Origin of the sequence: Streptomyces sp. NPDC021020 (assembly GCF_044333285.1) — a bacterium.
GTDB lineage: Bacteria > Actinomycetota > Actinomycetes > Streptomycetales > Streptomycetaceae > Actinacidiphila.
Genome location: NZ_JBIRQQ010000001.1, coordinates 791972 through 806457, shown reverse-complemented (window position 1 = coordinate 806457; position 14486 = coordinate 791972). Strand labels below are relative to the sequence as shown.

The window sequence follows — 14486 nt, the reverse complement described above, 5'->3', positions numbered from 1 at the left end:
GCGCAGCGTCCTAGTTTTCGACCGTCGGCTATCGATTGCTGGTCGCCCATCAGGCCATCACTCCCTCAGATAGTACGCCGAGCTTACGAAAGCAGCCCATGTTTCCTCCGCCACCCGACGACCCCGCCGCCGATCTGCGCCGGGCCGTCAACCGGCTCGGTCGCCGGATGCGCGCCGAGCGACCGCCGGACGCCATGCCCAGCGGGCGGCTCGGCGTACTCGCCCAGCTCTACCGGGCGGGGCCGTCGACGCCCGGCGCGGTGGCGGCGGCGCTGCACGTGCAGCCGCAGTCGCTCACCCGCACGCTCGCCGCGCTCGCGCGGGACGGGATGGTGAGCCGCAGCCGGGCCGCGGGTGACGGGCGCAGCCAGGTGGTGGCGCTGACCGAGCGCGGGTACACGGCGATGGCGCGCGACGTCGCCGTCATGGACACCTGGCTGCGTGCGCGTATCGATACCGAACTGAACGCCACCGAGCGGGAGGTGCTGCGGCTCGCCGCCGCGCTGCTGGACCGACTGGCCGCGGACGAGGACGAGGACGAGGACGAGGCTGGGGAAGGCGGCGGGTGACCGGCGACGGGAGGCTGGGCGAATACCCCCCAGGGGTGTTCGCCAAATACCCCTAGGGGGTATATCCTCGGGAGAGCGGGGACGGAACGAGCCGTCCCGCACGCACCCGACGAGGAGCACAGCATGAGCCAGGCGGTCTACACGGTGTCCGGCATGACCTGCGGCCACTGCGAATCCGCGGTCACCCGCGAGGTCACCACGATCCCCGGTGTCACGTCCGTCAAGGCGGTCGCCTCGACCGGACTGGTGACGGTCGACTCCGACCAGCCGGTCGACGACGCGGCCGTGCGGGCGGCCGTGGACGAGGCGGGTTACGAGCTGGTCGGCCGGGCCTGACACCACCAGGGGGAGTGAGGGGAGCGAAGCGGTGACGACGACGAACGGCAGCGACGTGCGGCAGCCGGCCGCCGGCGACTGGGTCGAGCTGGAGATCGGCGGCATGACGTGCGCGTCCTGCGCGGCCAGGGTCGAGAAGAAGCTCAACCGGATGGACGGCGTGACGGCGACCGTCAACTACGCGACCGAGAAGGCGAAGGTCGGCTTCCAGGGCCCCGTCGCCGTCGCGGACCTGATCGCGACCGTCGAGGCCACCGGCTACACCGCCGCGCTCCCCCCGCCCCCCGCTCCCCCGGCGGCCGACCCGCAGGACCCGCGCAAGGGCGAGGACGGGCAGGCGCAGGGCGGTGAGCTGACCGCGCTGCGTCAGCGCCTGCTCACCGCCGTCGTGCTCGCCGTCCCGGTGATCGTGATGGCGATGGTGCCCGCGGCGCAGTTCGACAACTGGCAATGGCTGTCGCTCACACTCGCCGCGCCCGTCGTCGTCTACGCCGGCTGGCCCTTCCACCGCGCCGCCTGGACGAACCTGCGGCACGGCGCCGCGACCATGGACACCCTGGTGTCGGTGGGCACGCTCGCCGCCTTCGGCTGGTCGCTGTGGGCGCTCCTCCTCGGCGACGCCGGGATGGCCGGTATGACCGACACCTTCCGCCTCACAATCTCCCGGCAGGACAGCGGCAGCCAGATCTACCTGGAGGCGGCCTCCGGCGTCACCGCCTTCATCCTCGCCGGCCGCTACTTCGAGGCCCGCGCGAAGCGGCGCGCCGGAGCCGCGCTGCGGGCGCTGCTCGAACTGGGCGCCAAGGACGTGGCGGTGCTGCGCGACGGCGCCGAGGTACGGGTGCCGATCGGCGAGCTGGCCGTGGGCGACCGCTTCGTCGTACGCCCCGGCGAGAAGATCGCCACCGACGGGCTGGTGCGCGAGGGCACGTCGGCCGTGGACGCATCGATGCTCACCGGCGAGTCGGTGCCCGTCGAGGTCGGGCCGGGCGACCGCGTGGCGGGGGCGACCGTCAACGCGGGCGGCCGGCTGGTCGTCGAGGCGACCCGGGTCGGCGCCGACACCCAGCTCGCCCGGATGGCCCGCCTGGTCGAGGACGCGCAGAACGGCAAGGCGGCGGCGCAGCGGCTCGCCGACCGTATCTCCGCGGTCTTCGTGCCCGCCGTGATCCTGCTCGCGCTCGGCACGCTCGGGGTGTGGCTCGCGCTCGGCGAAGGGCCGCAGGCGGCGTTCACCGCGGCGGTCGCGGTGCTGATCATCGCGTGCCCCTGCGCGCTCGGCCTGGCGACGCCCACCGCGCTGCTGGTCGGCACCGGGCGCGGCGCGCAGCTCGGCATCCTCATCAAGGGGCCCGAGGTGCTGGAGTCCACGCGGGCCGTGGACACGGTGGTGCTGGACAAGACCGGGACGGTCACGACGGGTTCGATGACGCTGCGGTCCGTGCTGGTCGCCGAGGGCGTCGAGGAGCGGGACGCGCTGCGGTACGCCGGTGCGCTGGAGCACGCCTCCGAGCACCCCGTCGCCCGGGCGATCGCCGCGGGCGCGGCGGCACGGGCCGGCGTACTGCCCGCCGTCGACGGCTTCCGCAACCTGCCCGGCCTCGGCGTGGAGGGCACCGTCGACGGCCGCACCGTCCTTGCCGGGCGCGAACGGCTGCTCACCGAGCGGGGCATGCCGCTGCCGGAGGAGCTGGTACGCGCCAAGGCCGCGGCGGAGGCGGACGGCGGCACGGCCGTCGCCGTCGCCTGGGACGGCCGCGCGCAGGCGGTCCTCGTGGTCGCGGACGCCGTCAAGGACGGCAGCGAGGAGGCCGTACGGCGGCTGCGCGGCCTCGGGCTGCGGCCCATCCTGCTCACCGGCGACAACGCCGCCGTCGCGGCCGCCGTCGCCGCGCAGGTCGGCATCGCGGCGCAGGACGTCCACGCGGAGGTGCTCCCCGAGGACAAGGTCGCCGTCGTCCGCGCCCTCCAGGCCGAGGGCCGTACGGTCGCGATGGTCGGCGACGGCGTCAACGACGCGGCGGCGCTCGCGCAGGCGGACCTCGGCCTCGCGATGGGCACGGGCACGGACGCGGCGATCGAGGCGGGCGACCTCACGCTCGTACGGGGCGACCTCAGGGTGGCCGCCGACGCGATCCGCCTCGCCCGCCGCACGCTGCGGACGATCCGCTCCAACCTCTTCTGGGCCTTCGCCTACAACGTGGCCGCCCTGCCGCTGGCCGCGGCGGGACTGCTCAACCCGATGATCGCCGGGGCCGCCATGGCCTTCTCGTCGGTCTTCGTGGTGGCGAACAGCCTGCGGCTGCGGGCGTTCACCCCGCGCTGACCCGGCCGGCGCGGTTCCCCCGCGCGGCAATGTGCCACGGCGTGGCAATGTACCGAGTCTTCGTACATGCGTTCGGGAAAAATGAAAGGATGGGGAGATGGGACATGTGCGGCGGGCGCGGGTATATGCGGGGGCTCATGACGTCATGGACGTGGTGCGGGGCCTCGTGGCCCTGCACGCGACGGATCCGGCCACCGTCTACCTGAGCGTCGCCGCACGCACGGCCGACCCCGCCGGTGCGGTCGCCGGGCTGGACGCGGCGCTCTACGGCGAGCCGCCCGCCCTCACGCGGATGCTCGCGATGCGGCGCACGATGTTCGTCGTCGACCGGGAATTCGCCCCGCAGGTGTACGCGGCCGCCGGGCGCCGGGTCACCGTCAAGATGCGCAAGGACCTGCTCGCCTTCCTCGCCGAGGGCGGCGGCTGGGACGCCGCGTGGCTCACGGACCTGGAGGCCGAGGTCGTCGCCGCCCTCGCCGCGCACCCCGACAGCAGCGGCGCGGAACTCTCCCGGCTCGTGCCGCGGTTGCGCGAGCAGGTGGTCGTCGCCCGCGGCAAGCCGTACGAGGCGACGCAGAACATCGCCAGCCGCGTCATCCGCACGATGGCCGCCGAAGGGCGCATCGAACGGCGGCGGCCCGCGGGATCGTGGATCAGCGGGCAATTCCGCTGGGCCAACGCCGAGCCCCTGCCCGAGGTCCCCGAGGAGCCCGCGCGGGCCGCGCTCGCCCGTGCCTGGCTCGCCGCGTACGGGCCCGGCACCGAGGCCGACCTCAAGTGGTGGACGGGCTGGGGGCTCGGGGAGACCCGCAAGGCGCTCGCCGCTGTCGGGGCGGAGGCGGTCGTCCTGGACGACGGCGCCACCGGGTACGTCCTCCCGGACGCGGGTCCGGATCCCGCCGACGAGGGCGGGGCCGTCCTGCTGCCCGCCCTCGACCCGCTCGCCATGGCCTGGCGGGACCGGGGATGGTTCCTGCCCGACGGGCACGAGCAGCTCTTCGACCGCACCGGGAACATCGGGCCCACCGTCTGGTGGGGCGGCGAGGTCGTCGGCGGCTGGGCCCAGCGTGCCGACGGGGCGCTTGCCTGGCGGTTGCTCGCCGACCGCGGGGCGGAGGCGGAAGGGGCCGTCGAGCGGGCCGCTGCGCGGCTGGCCGCGTTCCTGGGCGCCGTACGCGTGACGCCGCGCTTCCGTACGCCGCTCGAACGCGAACTTTCCGCGTAGGCGGGGCGTTACTTGGCGGCTTTCCCGCCGCGGGGGTACCCGCGCCTAGCGGCGCGGGGTTTGCCCACCCGCACCACCCGTGCGAGTCAGATGTCGTCTGACGGTTCCCCTGTGGGGCTCCACCACCATCGGCGGCGAACCCGCCGTACAACCCACCCGACCCCACCACCACCGCGCGGCCAGCCCCCGACGGGGGAAGGTCGCGCGGTGCGGTGCAGGCGGCTCAGAAGTGCGTGAGCTTTGAGCCGAAGGACGGGGACGTCAGGTCGGACTGGAGGAGGGCCGGGACCTTCGTGGCGTCGGGGCCCGAGCCGATCGTGAGGGTGCCCACCGTCGTGCCGGCCTTCGCGCTGTGCGGGAGGCCGCCCGGGAGGGGGGTGAGGGTCACGGGGGTGTGGAGGCCGGGCCAGCCGGGCGCGGTGAGGTCGGCCCCGGCGACGACCGGCGTGGAGCCGCCCAGTCCGTCGTCGACGCTGCCCACGACCTCGCCCTTCTTCACGACGGTCGCTGACGTCAACCCGCCCTGGACGGACTCGATGAGCTGCTGGCTGCGCGCCAGCGCCGTGTTGAGGCTGTCGTTGACGGTGACGCCGCCGTGCTGCTGGAGCACGACGCCCAGGATCAGCTGCTGCTTGCCGCCGACGGTCTTGTGCGCCGCCCACATCAGCGCGCCGCCCGCGGGGGTGCTGGAGCCGGTCTTGATGCCGACGACACCGGGCTTCACCAGGTCGTTGTTGTTGTTGTAGATCGTGCCGACGCCGGGGATCGTGACGTTGGCGAGGGCGACGACCGACCGGAAGGCCTCGTTCTTCATGACCTCGCGCGCCAGCTTGAGCTGGTCGACGGCCGTGCTGACGGTGGTCTCCTCGAAGCCGCTCGCACCGGTGTACGTGGTGTGGTCCATGCCGAGCGACTTCGCCGTCGAGGTCATCTTCGCGACGAAGGCCTCCTGCGTACCGGCGTCCCAACGCGCCAGCAGGCGGGCGATGTTGTTGCCGGACGGCACCAGGAGCAGCTGCAGCATCTGCCGCTCGGTGAACTGCTGGCCCTCCGTGACGTGCACGGTCGACTGGTTCGCGGAGGTGGACTCCTCGGCGGCCTGCTTGTCGACGGGGATCTTCGGGCCGTTCTGCGAGGCACCGTTGATCGGGTGGTCGCGCAGCACGATGTACGCCGTCATCACCTTGGTGAGGCTGGCGATCGGCACGGGGTTCTGCGCGCCGTGCACACCGAGCGAGCCGACGCCCTCGACCTCGGCGACGGACTGGCCCTCCGCGGGCCACGGCATCGTCGTCGGCAGGGCGGTGCCCGGGAAGGCGTACGAGGACGCGGTGGTCGTCCTCAGGGCGGGCGTCGGCAGCGGGCGTACCGCCTGGACGATCACGAAGACCACCGCGAGCAGCACCACGACCGGGGTCCAGATCTTGAACCGGCGGCGGACGCTGCGCATCAGCGTGGGCTTGGGCGGCGGGGTGTTGGTCAGCGCGGCGAGCAGCTTCAGCGGCGTGGAGCCGGTGTGGCCGGATCCGGGCGGCAGGACCTGGGGCGCCTGCATGACCCTGGTGCCGTCCGGGCCCAGGGAATCTTCGGCGCCGGGGTCGGCACCGTCCGGCGACGCGGCGGGCGGCAGCGGTACGGACGCGGGCGCGGATGCGGATGCGGATGCGGATGCCGCAGCCGTGGGGGCCGCGGCGGCAGGGCGCTCGGCGGGCAGGTCCGACACCAGGGGCCGGAGCAGCGACCTGCGCACTTCCGCGCGGTGCACGCCGGTGTCCTCGGGCTCGGGGGCGTCCTCGGGCTCCGGTGCGGCGTCCTCGGCGGCCTCGGGCCCTTCCGCGTCCGCGGGCCCCTTGCCCGCGGGCACCTCGTCGGCAGGCTCCTCCGCGGCCTCGGGCTCAGCGGCCTCGGCGGCGCCCGCGCCCGCAGCACCCTCGCCCGCAGCCCCCTCACCGGAAGCCCGCGCGCCCTCCCCCGCGGCCCCCGCAAGCTCACCCTCTCGGGCGGCGGCCGGACGAGCGCCCGCTTCGTCCACCGGAGTGCGCTCCGGCGCGTCCGGCGGGGTGGCCGGCGGGGCGTCCTGCGGGGCTTCGGGGTCGGCCGGCGGGGTCTCGGACCCCGCCTCCTGAGTTGAACGTTCACTCACCTCAGCCGCATCAGCAGCCTCCTCCGCCTCATCAGCCCCAGGCGCAGGATCACGATTTGGTTCCGTTTTCGACGGCTCCCCGGCCCCCGCAGAAGGGACGGAAGGGACCTCGGGAGTAAGGGCGGCGTGAGCGGTGTCCAGAACGGCTACCTCACCCGGCGTATCCGCGCCGGAGTCCGCGCTGGACGCGGTGACGGCGCGCGGCCCGGCGTCGGAGGCGGGCAGTTGGGGCGAATCGGCGCCGGGCGCGGAGCCGCCCGCGGCGGGCGCGGCGTCCGGCCCGGCGGGCGCCGAGCCCGCCACAGCAGCCTCACGCGCCCCAGCAGGCGTCCCGAACACCGCCAGCCTCGGATCCACGGCCTGCGACGCGGCCGCCTCCCCCGACATTTCGTGCTGCTTCTCCCTGCCGGGGGACTCGCCCGCCACGCAGACCTCCTCCACACATCGTCCCGGACGCCCGGCGGCGCCCCGGCCCTTCACGACCCACTCATGCCATGGTCCCCGCGACCGGCCCACGACCCGTCTGCGACACCACCGCCGCCCCCGTAGACGAGGACGACATACCAGCCGGTTCCCGCAGATATGGAAAAGGCGCTCTCGACAGGCCGGTGTGAGAGGCGTCACCCTGTCATTCATCCACGCGGGGAGGCATGGATGGGCAAGAGCCGCAGAACAATTCCGGAAGAGCTGTTGCTGCTCGCCCTGGACCCGACGACCGGGACCACGGCGCAGCCGCAATCACTCGACCTCGGCCTCGCCGGAGCGCAGCTCGTCGAGCTGGCTCTGGCCGGACGGATAGCCCCTGACGGGGATCGTATCGCCGTGGTGCACCCACGGCCGACTGGAGATCCGACTCTGGACTCCGCGCTGGAACTGCTGCGCCGTCGTGGCAGCCCGGTGCGGGCGGTCCACTGGATCGGCGGGCCCCGGCTGGGGCTGCGCCAGACGTATCTCGTGCACCTGGAGCGGTGCGGCATGGTGCACGCCGTACCGGGCCAGATGTGCGGGGTGCTGCCGACGACTCGCTACCAGGCGACCGACAGCGCCGTCAGCCGGGACATCAGAGCCCGGCTGGACAGTGCGATCCGCACCGGCGTGCCGCCGGACCCGCGGACCGCGGCGCTCGCCGCGCTCGCCCACTCGGTGGGGCTCGGCAAGCACCTGTATCCGGGCAACGAGGGCCGGTCCTCGCGATCGCGCCTGCGGGACCTGATCAGATACGACCCGATGGGCGGCCTCGTCGCGCACGCCGTGATGGACGTGCAGAACGGCGTGGCCGCGCAGCCCAAGCGGCCGGCCGCTCAGGAACGGCGGGCGGTCGGACACGGTTCGATGGCCAGGGCCGGGGCCCGCTGAGGCCCAGCGCCCAGCGGCACCGCGCACGGCCGGCACACGGCAGTACATGCGGTACGAGCGGTACATGCGACATGTGCAGGAGATGCGGTACATGCGGTACGTACGGTACGCAGAGACGCACGAACGGCGGGACGCACCGCGCGCCGCCGGGCGTCCCCGCTCCACCGAGCACGTCCGTTCCACCGGGTCCACCGGGCACCTCCGTTCCACGCAGCAGGACTCCACCGGCACGGCAGCACCGCAACCACCAGCAAGGCGGCAGGACCGCACGCAAGGCCCACGCAACACGTAACGACGCAGGGCAGGCCGTGGTGCCCGACGGCAGGGACCGGGCACCACGGATTTCCGGCAGCCACCGGAAGGCCGGTGGGAGCGGTGGCGCCGGGAGCCGCCCGCGGTGAGATCCCCCACCGGGAGCCGCAGTGCCGCGCGGGGTGTCGGGAGCCGGACAGTTGTCCGGTCCCGGTGCCCCGCGCGGCATGTTTTACGCCTTTTGCGGGGCGTGCACGGACGATTCGCGCGCCCCGGCGCAAGGGCCGGGCAAGCTTGTTACGACCATTCGCCAGCGCGGTGATGACCGCTAGTGGCAGGCTGCTGACCATCAGTACGGATCAGCGTGGAGGTGCAGTTCCTGTGGTCGCCAACGTCAACCCCACCGTCAGGCGCCGCCGGTTGGGATCGGAGCTGCGCAAGCTCCGCGAGGAGAAGGGGATGACGGCCGAGGAGGTCGCGGCCCGGCTCCTGGTCTCCCAGTCCAAGATCAGCCGCTTGGAGAACGGACGCCGCAGCATCAGCCAGCGCGACGTCCGGGATCTGTGCGGGGTCTACGGCGTGGACGACATGCGGATCGTCGAGTCGCTCATGCAGATGGCCAAGGAGTCGCGCCAGCAGGGCTGGTGGCACGCCTTCGGCGACATCCCGTACAGCGTGTACATCGGCCTGGAGACGGAGGCGGCGAGCCTGCGCGTCTTCGAACCCCAGGTGGTGCCGGGGCTGCTCCAGACCAAGGAGTACGCGACGGCGGTCATCTCCGGGAATCTGCCGGAGGCCAGCCCGGAGCAGGTCGAGAAGCGGGTCAGCGTCCGGATGCGGCGGCAGGAGCGGATCACCGACGCCGACGGGCCGCTGCGCATGTGGGCGGTCGTGGACGAGGCGGCGCTGTGGCGCAAGGTCGGCGACGCGCAGACCATGCACCAGCAGCTGGAACACCTGGTGGAGCTGAGCAACCTGCCGCACGTGACCGTGCAGGTGCTGCCGTTCGAGGTGGGCGCGCACCCGGGCCTGAGCGGGCAGTTCGCGGTGCTGGAGTTCACCGACGCGACGGACGCCACCGTGGTGTACCTGGAGGGCGTCAACAGCGATCTGTACCTGGAGAAGGACACCGACGTGCAGGCGTACAGCGTCATGTACGAGCACCTGCGGGCGCAGGCGCTGAGCGCGGAGGCCACCCGGCAGTTCATCCGCGACGCGGCCCAGCGGTACGCCTGACGGAGCACCTTGACACGGTAGAGAGAAATGTAAAAGCGCGCACCATACAGATCGGGTCGTACAACCGGCAAGGGTTGTAGGCGATTTACCACCTGGTCGAGTGAACGCCCCTCGGGGTTGGTGATGTTGGCGGGTAGCGTCGAGCGCAGTCAGGCGGTGGTGCACACCTCCGTTCCGCGGCCCGCCGTGGAGCGGAACACACCCCGCCGCCGTCACCAGCACAGACCGGAGCAGAGATGGCAATCAAGCTGGGCAGCACTCCCGAGTGGCGGAAGTCCTCGCGGTCCACCGGCAACGGTGCCTGCGTGGAGGTCAAGTCCCCGGCGGTCGCGGCCGTCGTGGTCCGCGACTCCAAGGACCCGCAGGGCCCCGTCCTCACCTTCTCCCCCGAGGCGTGGTCCGGATTCGTCGCCGACGTGGACCACGGCGCTTTCGACCTGCGCTGAGCCCTCGGGCACGGCACCACGATCCACCGCACCATCGATCCACAGCACCACCGACAGAGCCCTCTCGACCGGCCGCCGTCCTGGCCGAGAGGGCTCGCTGCTGTTTCCGGGGCCGGGAGGGGTCGGGAGGGGCCGGGAGGGGCCGGGGGACGCGCGGGGAGGCCGGGAGGAGCCGGGCAGGGGCCACCGGGGGCCGCAGGACCGGGGGTTCCGGGAAAATACCTGCGCATTACACGGACTGTTTGTAGGCTGCCGCCCATGACGACGACCGCCGCTCCCCTGCCCCCACTGGCCGCGCGCGCACGGGATGTCGGCGCCTCGCCGGTACGCGAGATCCTGGCGCTCACCGCCCGGCCCGAGGTCATCTCCTTCGCCGGCGGTCTGCCCGCCCCCGAGCTCTTCGACGCCGAGGGGCTGCGCGCGGCCTTCGACGCGGTCATTGCCGAGCAGCCGCGTACGGCCCTGCAATATGCCACGACGGAGGGCGACCCGGCCCTGCGGGCGGCCGTGGCGGGGCGGCTGGCGGCGCGCGGGCTGCCGACCGGGCCCGAGGACCTGCTGGTGACCGCGGGCTCGCAGCAGGGGCTCGCGCTGCTGGCGACGACGCTGCTGGAGCCGGGCGACGTCGTCCTGGTGGAGAATCCGACGTATCTCGCGGCGCTGCAGTCCTTCGGCTTCGCGGGCGCCCGGGTGGTGCCGGTGCCGACCGACGAGGACGGTGTGCTGCCGGACGCGCTGGAGGAGCTGGTGCTGCGCGAGCGGCCGAAACTGCTCTACCTGATACCGGACTTCCAGAACCCGACCGGTCGGACCATGCCCGCCGCGCGCCGCCTCGCCGTCGCGGAGGTCGCCGGCCGGCACGGGCTGTGGATCGCCGAGGACGACCCGTACGGCGAGCTGCGCTACGAAGGCGCGCGCGGGCGGTGGATCGCCGCGCACGAGGCCGCGGCGGACCGCACGGTGCTGCTGGGCAGCTTTTCCAAGGTCATGGCGCCCGGCATGCGGCTGGGCTGGATGCGGGCCCCGGAGGCGCTCCGGCGCGCCTGCGTGATCGCCAAGCAGGCGGCCGACCTGCACACGTCGGGCGTCGACCAGGCCGCCGCCGCCCGCTACCTGGCCGACCACGACCTGGACGCGCATGTGGCCCGGGTGTGCGGCGCCTACCGGGAGCGGCGCGACGCGCTGCTGGCCGGGCTCCCCGGGGCGCTGCCGGAGGGCAGCCGGTGGAACCGCCCCGAGGGCGGCATGTTCGTGTGGGTGCGGCTGCCGGACGGCTTCGACGCGACGGAGCGGCTGCGCACGGCGATCACGTACGACGTGGCCTATGTGCCGGGCGCGCCCTTCTTCGCCGCCGCGCCAGACCCGGCGACGCTGCGGATGTCCTTCACCACGCACACACCCGAGGAGATCGCCGAGGGGCTGCGCAGGCTGGCGCCCGCCTTCGGCTGACCTTCCCCGTCAGGCGCGCCCGACCCCCTTCCCGTGCCGTACGGGACCCGCTCCCGTACGGCGGTCCGGTCCTGCCCGCGTCCAGCGAAGTGCCCGCTCATGGTGGGTTGGCGGTCATGAGCATCACAATGCCCCCGAAGGTAAAGAGGACGTAAAATCGTTCGACTTGCTGACCTGGATTCAGACTCATGAACGTCAGATCCCTTGACCACCCCTCCGGGCAAGGGTTCAATCCCCGGAAGTCCCCACTCCCGCACGGGGGCGACCCGCCCGGCTGAGCGTCGCAGCGAAGTGCGCCCCCGTTCACAAGGCGGACCCCCTGGAGGGGACTTATGAACAGTCTCGACTGGACCGTGCTCATCGCCTACTTCGGCGTGATGATCGCGATCGGCGTGTGGTCGCACAAGCGTGTCGGCGACGTCAGCGACTACTTCACGGCCGGCGGCAAGATGCCGTGGTGGCTGTCCGGCATCTCGCACCACATGTCGGGCTACAGCGCCGTGATGTTCACCGGATACGCGGGCATCTCCTACCAGTACGGCATCACCTCCTACGTCACCTGGGCGCTGCCTATTGCCATCGGCGTGGCAATAGGCGCGAAGACGTTCGCTCCCCGGCTGAACCGGCTGCGGGCCAGGCTGCACGTCTCCTCGCCTCTGGAATACCTCAAGAACCGCTACAACCTGACGACGCAGCAGGCGCTCGCCTGGTCCGGCGTGCTGCTCAAGATCGTGGACGTCGGCGCCAAGTGGGCCGCCATCGCAACGCTGCTGTCCGTCTTCACCGGTGTGACCATCACCCAGGGCATCGTCATCACCGGTGCGATCACCGCCGTCTACTGCACGGTGGGCGGACTGTGGGCGGACGCGCTCACCGAGCTGGGCCAGTTCGTCATCCAGCTCGTCGCCGGGCTCGCGATGCTCGTCGCCGCGCTGCACAAGCTCGGCGGGATCAGCAGCATCTGGAACGTCTGGGACGAGCCCGCGCTGCACCACCACAACCACCCCACCGCCGGGCCCTACACCACCGTCTTCCTGATCTCCTACCTCTTCATCAAGACGTTCGAGTACAACGGCGGCATGTGGAACCAGGCGCAGCGGTACATGGCCACGTCGTCGCCGCGCGAGGCCACCCGCGGGGCCGCGCTCTCGGCGGCGCTGTGGTTCGTGTGGCCCGTCGTGCTGTTCTTCCCGATGTGGATCTCGCCGCTGCTGGTGCACGCCAAGAAGCCGGACGGCTCCGACTCCTACGGGCTGCTGGCGCAGGACCTGCTGCCGCACGGGCTGCTCGGGCTCATCGTCGTCGGCTTCTTCTCGCACACCATGGCCATGTGCTCGTCCGACGCGAACGCCATCGCCGCGGTCGTCACACGGGACATCGCACCCGCCTTCTCGCAGCGGGCCCGCGCGTGGACCGCCCGGGTCGGGCTCATCGCGGCGCGCATCACCACGCTGGCCTTCCTCGGACTCAGCATGGCCGTCGCCACGCAGGTCAACTCGCCGACGTTCAAGGACATCATCACGGTCGTGATCAAGTGGGTCGCCGGACTCATGGGGCCGATCGCGATCCCGTTCATGCTGGGGCTGCTGCCGCGCTTCCGGAAGTCCGGCCCGACGGCCGCCCTCAGCAGCTGGGCGCTCGGCCTGTTCGCCTTCTACCTCGTCAACTACCCGATCAACGACGCGGTCTCCGGGGGCGTGAACCTGGAATACCAGATCGCGCTGCCGCTCGCGGTGTCGCTGGTGCTGTACGTCGTCGTGGGGTGGATCAGGCCCGAGGAGACCGACGAGCGCAACGCCCTGATCGCCACGATCAACTCCCGCGAGCTGGACGAGGTGGAGGAGGGCGCGCCCTCGGGCTCCGGCCCTGGCTCCGGACCGGAGGAGGGTCCGTTGCGTCCGGCTCCCGCGGAGTAGCCCTCCGCGGGCGGGAGGCCCGCCGTACGGTCAGGCCGCCGGGTAGCGGTCGAGCCAGGCGGGGCTCGCGCCGGAGGGGCCGTGGAGGGCGGGGGCCTGGGTCATCTCCATCGCGAAGTCGTCCGCGAGCTGGAGGATCGTCGCGCGGCCCTCCAGCTCCGCGATCCACGCGGGCGGCAGCGCGGTCTCGCCGTGCTGGACGCCGAGCAGGTTGCCGCAGACCGAGCCGGTGGAGTCGCTGTCGCCGGAGTGGTTGACGGCGAGCAGCAGCCCGTGCCGGACGTCCTCGGCGACCAGCGCGCAGTAGACGCCGATCGCGAGCGCCTCCTCCGCCGTCCAGCCCTCGCCGAGGGCCTCGACGCGCTGCGGGGAGGGCATCCCCTGCCGCACGGCGCCCAGCGCGCTCTGCAGGGCGTCGGTGGTCTCCTGGTGGCCGGGGCGGGCGCCGAGCAGCGCCAGCGCGTGCTGGACGGAGCCGTCGAGGGCCTCGCCGCGCGCGAGGCCGTGGACGATGACGGCGAAGGCGCCCGCGGCGAGCTGCCCGGTGGGGTGGCCGTGGGTCTGCGCGGCGCATTCCACCGCGAGCTGGAAGACGAGCTGCGGCTCCCACCCGACGAGCAGGCCGAAGGGAGCCGAGCGCATGACCGTGCCGCAGCCCTTGGAGCCGGGGTTCTTGGGGGCCTCCATGCTGCCCATCACATCGTCGGACAGGCCGCTCAGGCACGCGTTGCCGGGCGCCCTGCGCGCGTAGAGCCACTCCTCGCGGGCGAGCCAGCCCGCGTCCTTGCGGCGCTCGTCGGGGCCCCACTCGCTCTGCGTGGCCGCCCAGCGGCGGTAGGCGCGGTGGACGTCGGTGGGCGGGTGCCAGGCGCCGGTGTCGCGGCGCACCTGCGCCCGTATCAGGCCCTCGACGGTGAAGAGCGTCATCTGGGTGTCGTCGGTGACCGCGCCGCGCCGCCCGTAGGCGGGCACGTAGTCCACGACGCCGTCCGGGCCGTGCGCGGCCTGGATCGCCTCCAGGGACTCGAACTCGATACCCGCGCCCAGGGCGTCGCCGATGGCCCCGCCGAGCAGGCACCCGCGGACGCGGCTGCGGAAGTCCTGCTGCTGGGCGCGTCCCCAGACTGCGTTCACTGCGGTCCCCTTCGGTCTGCCCCCGATCCTTGCCGTGCTGGCCCTGCACGATAGCCGACGTACCCAGGAGCGGGAGGGGCGCGAGGGGTAGGTGAGGG

At 72.9% G+C, this 14486-nt stretch carries 11 protein-coding genes; 9 read left to right on the top strand and 2 right to left on the bottom strand.

Annotated features, from left to right (window positions below):
• Positions 1-98: 98 nt before the first annotated feature.
• The 4 genes from ACH4SL_RS03540 to ACH4SL_RS03525 all read left to right on the top strand — a co-directional run bounded on the left by ACH4SL_RS03540 (position 99) and on the right by ACH4SL_RS03525 (position 4456).
• Entirely contained in the window at positions 99-569 is a 471-nt protein-coding gene (locus ACH4SL_RS03540; protein ID WP_398441693.1) for a MarR family winged helix-turn-helix transcriptional regulator, read from the top strand.
• Between the two features lie 123 nt (positions 570-692).
• The gene (locus ACH4SL_RS03535; protein WP_398441692.1) at positions 693-905 is read left to right on the top strand and encodes a heavy-metal-associated domain-containing protein; all 213 of its coding nucleotides are present in this window, start codon (positions 693-695) and stop codon (positions 903-905) included.
• 103 nt (positions 906-1008) lie between these two features.
• Positions 1009-3231 carry a heavy metal translocating P-type ATPase gene (locus ACH4SL_RS03530; protein WP_398441892.1) on the top strand — a complete coding sequence of 741 codons (2223 nt, stop codon included), beginning with the start codon at positions 1009-1011 and terminating at the stop codon, positions 3229-3231.
• Positions 3232-3376: 145 nt separating this feature from the next.
• Positions 3377-4456 carry a DNA glycosylase AlkZ-like family protein gene (locus tag ACH4SL_RS03525; protein ID WP_398441691.1) on the top strand — a complete coding sequence of 360 codons (1080 nt, stop codon included), beginning with the start codon at positions 3377-3379 and terminating at the stop codon, positions 4454-4456.
• Positions 4457-4679: 223 nt separating this feature from the next.
• Here the strand turns inward: ACH4SL_RS03525 and ACH4SL_RS03520 are convergent, their stop codons facing one another.
• A complete protein-coding gene (locus ACH4SL_RS03520; RefSeq protein ID WP_398441690.1) occupies positions 4680-6599 on the bottom strand; it encodes a D-alanyl-D-alanine carboxypeptidase family protein in 1920 nt (639 codons plus the stop codon).
• A 654-nt stretch (positions 6600-7253) separates the two neighbouring features.
• Here ACH4SL_RS03520 and ACH4SL_RS03515 point away from each other — a divergent pair.
• The 5 genes from ACH4SL_RS03515 to ACH4SL_RS03495 all read left to right on the top strand — a co-directional run bounded on the left by ACH4SL_RS03515 (position 7254) and on the right by ACH4SL_RS03495 (position 13254).
• Positions 7254-7955: a GPP34 family phosphoprotein gene (locus ACH4SL_RS03515; protein ID WP_398441689.1), complete on the top strand. Its 702-nt coding sequence runs from the start codon at positions 7254-7256 to the stop codon at positions 7953-7955.
• A gap of 633 nt (positions 7956-8588) precedes the next feature.
• The gene (locus tag ACH4SL_RS03510) at positions 8589-9443 is read left to right on the top strand and encodes a helix-turn-helix domain-containing protein (RefSeq protein WP_398441688.1); all 855 of its coding nucleotides are present in this window, start codon (positions 8589-8591) and stop codon (positions 9441-9443) included.
• A 236-nt stretch (positions 9444-9679) separates the two neighbouring features.
• A complete protein-coding gene (locus ACH4SL_RS03505) occupies positions 9680-9889 on the top strand; it encodes a DUF397 domain-containing protein (RefSeq protein WP_398441687.1) in 210 nt (69 codons plus the stop codon).
• 258 nt (positions 9890-10147) lie between these two features.
• Entirely contained in the window at positions 10148-11338 is a 1191-nt protein-coding gene (locus ACH4SL_RS03500; RefSeq protein WP_398441686.1) for a PLP-dependent aminotransferase family protein, read from the top strand.
• A 332-nt stretch (positions 11339-11670) separates the two neighbouring features.
• The gene (locus tag ACH4SL_RS03495; RefSeq protein WP_398441685.1) at positions 11671-13254 is read left to right on the top strand and encodes a sodium:solute symporter family protein; all 1584 of its coding nucleotides are present in this window, start codon (positions 11671-11673) and stop codon (positions 13252-13254) included.
• A gap of 30 nt (positions 13255-13284) precedes the next feature.
• Here ACH4SL_RS03495 and ACH4SL_RS03490 read toward each other — a convergent pair whose 3' ends face one another.
• A complete protein-coding gene (locus ACH4SL_RS03490) occupies positions 13285-14388 on the bottom strand; it encodes an ADP-ribosylglycohydrolase family protein (RefSeq protein WP_398441684.1) in 1104 nt (367 codons plus the stop codon).
• Between the last annotated feature and the right edge of the window lie 98 nt (positions 14389-14486).

Excerpts from the sequence above, each read along its gene's own strand:
- ACH4SL_RS03540 (WP_398441693.1), top strand. The coding sequence starts at position 99 with ATGTTTCCTCCGCCACCCGACGACCCCGCCGCCGATCTGCGCCGGGCC.
- ACH4SL_RS03535 (WP_398441692.1), top strand. The coding sequence starts at position 693 with ATGAGCCAGGCGGTCTACACGGTGTCCGGCATGACCTGCGGCCACTGC.
- ACH4SL_RS03530 (WP_398441892.1), top strand. The coding sequence starts at position 1,009 with ATGACGTGCGCGTCCTGCGCGGCCAGGGTCGAGAAGAAGCTCAACCGG.
- ACH4SL_RS03525 (WP_398441691.1), top strand. The coding sequence starts at position 3,377 with ATGGACGTGGTGCGGGGCCTCGTGGCCCTGCACGCGACGGATCCGGCC.
- ACH4SL_RS03515 (WP_398441689.1), top strand. The coding sequence starts at position 7,254 with ATGGGCAAGAGCCGCAGAACAATTCCGGAAGAGCTGTTGCTGCTCGCC.
- ACH4SL_RS03505 (WP_398441687.1), top strand. The coding sequence starts at position 9,680 with ATGGCAATCAAGCTGGGCAGCACTCCCGAGTGGCGGAAGTCCTCGCGG.
- ACH4SL_RS03500 (WP_398441686.1), top strand. The coding sequence starts at position 10,148 with ATGACGACGACCGCCGCTCCCCTGCCCCCACTGGCCGCGCGCGCACGG.
- ACH4SL_RS03495 (WP_398441685.1), top strand. The coding sequence starts at position 11,671 with ATGAACAGTCTCGACTGGACCGTGCTCATCGCCTACTTCGGCGTGATG.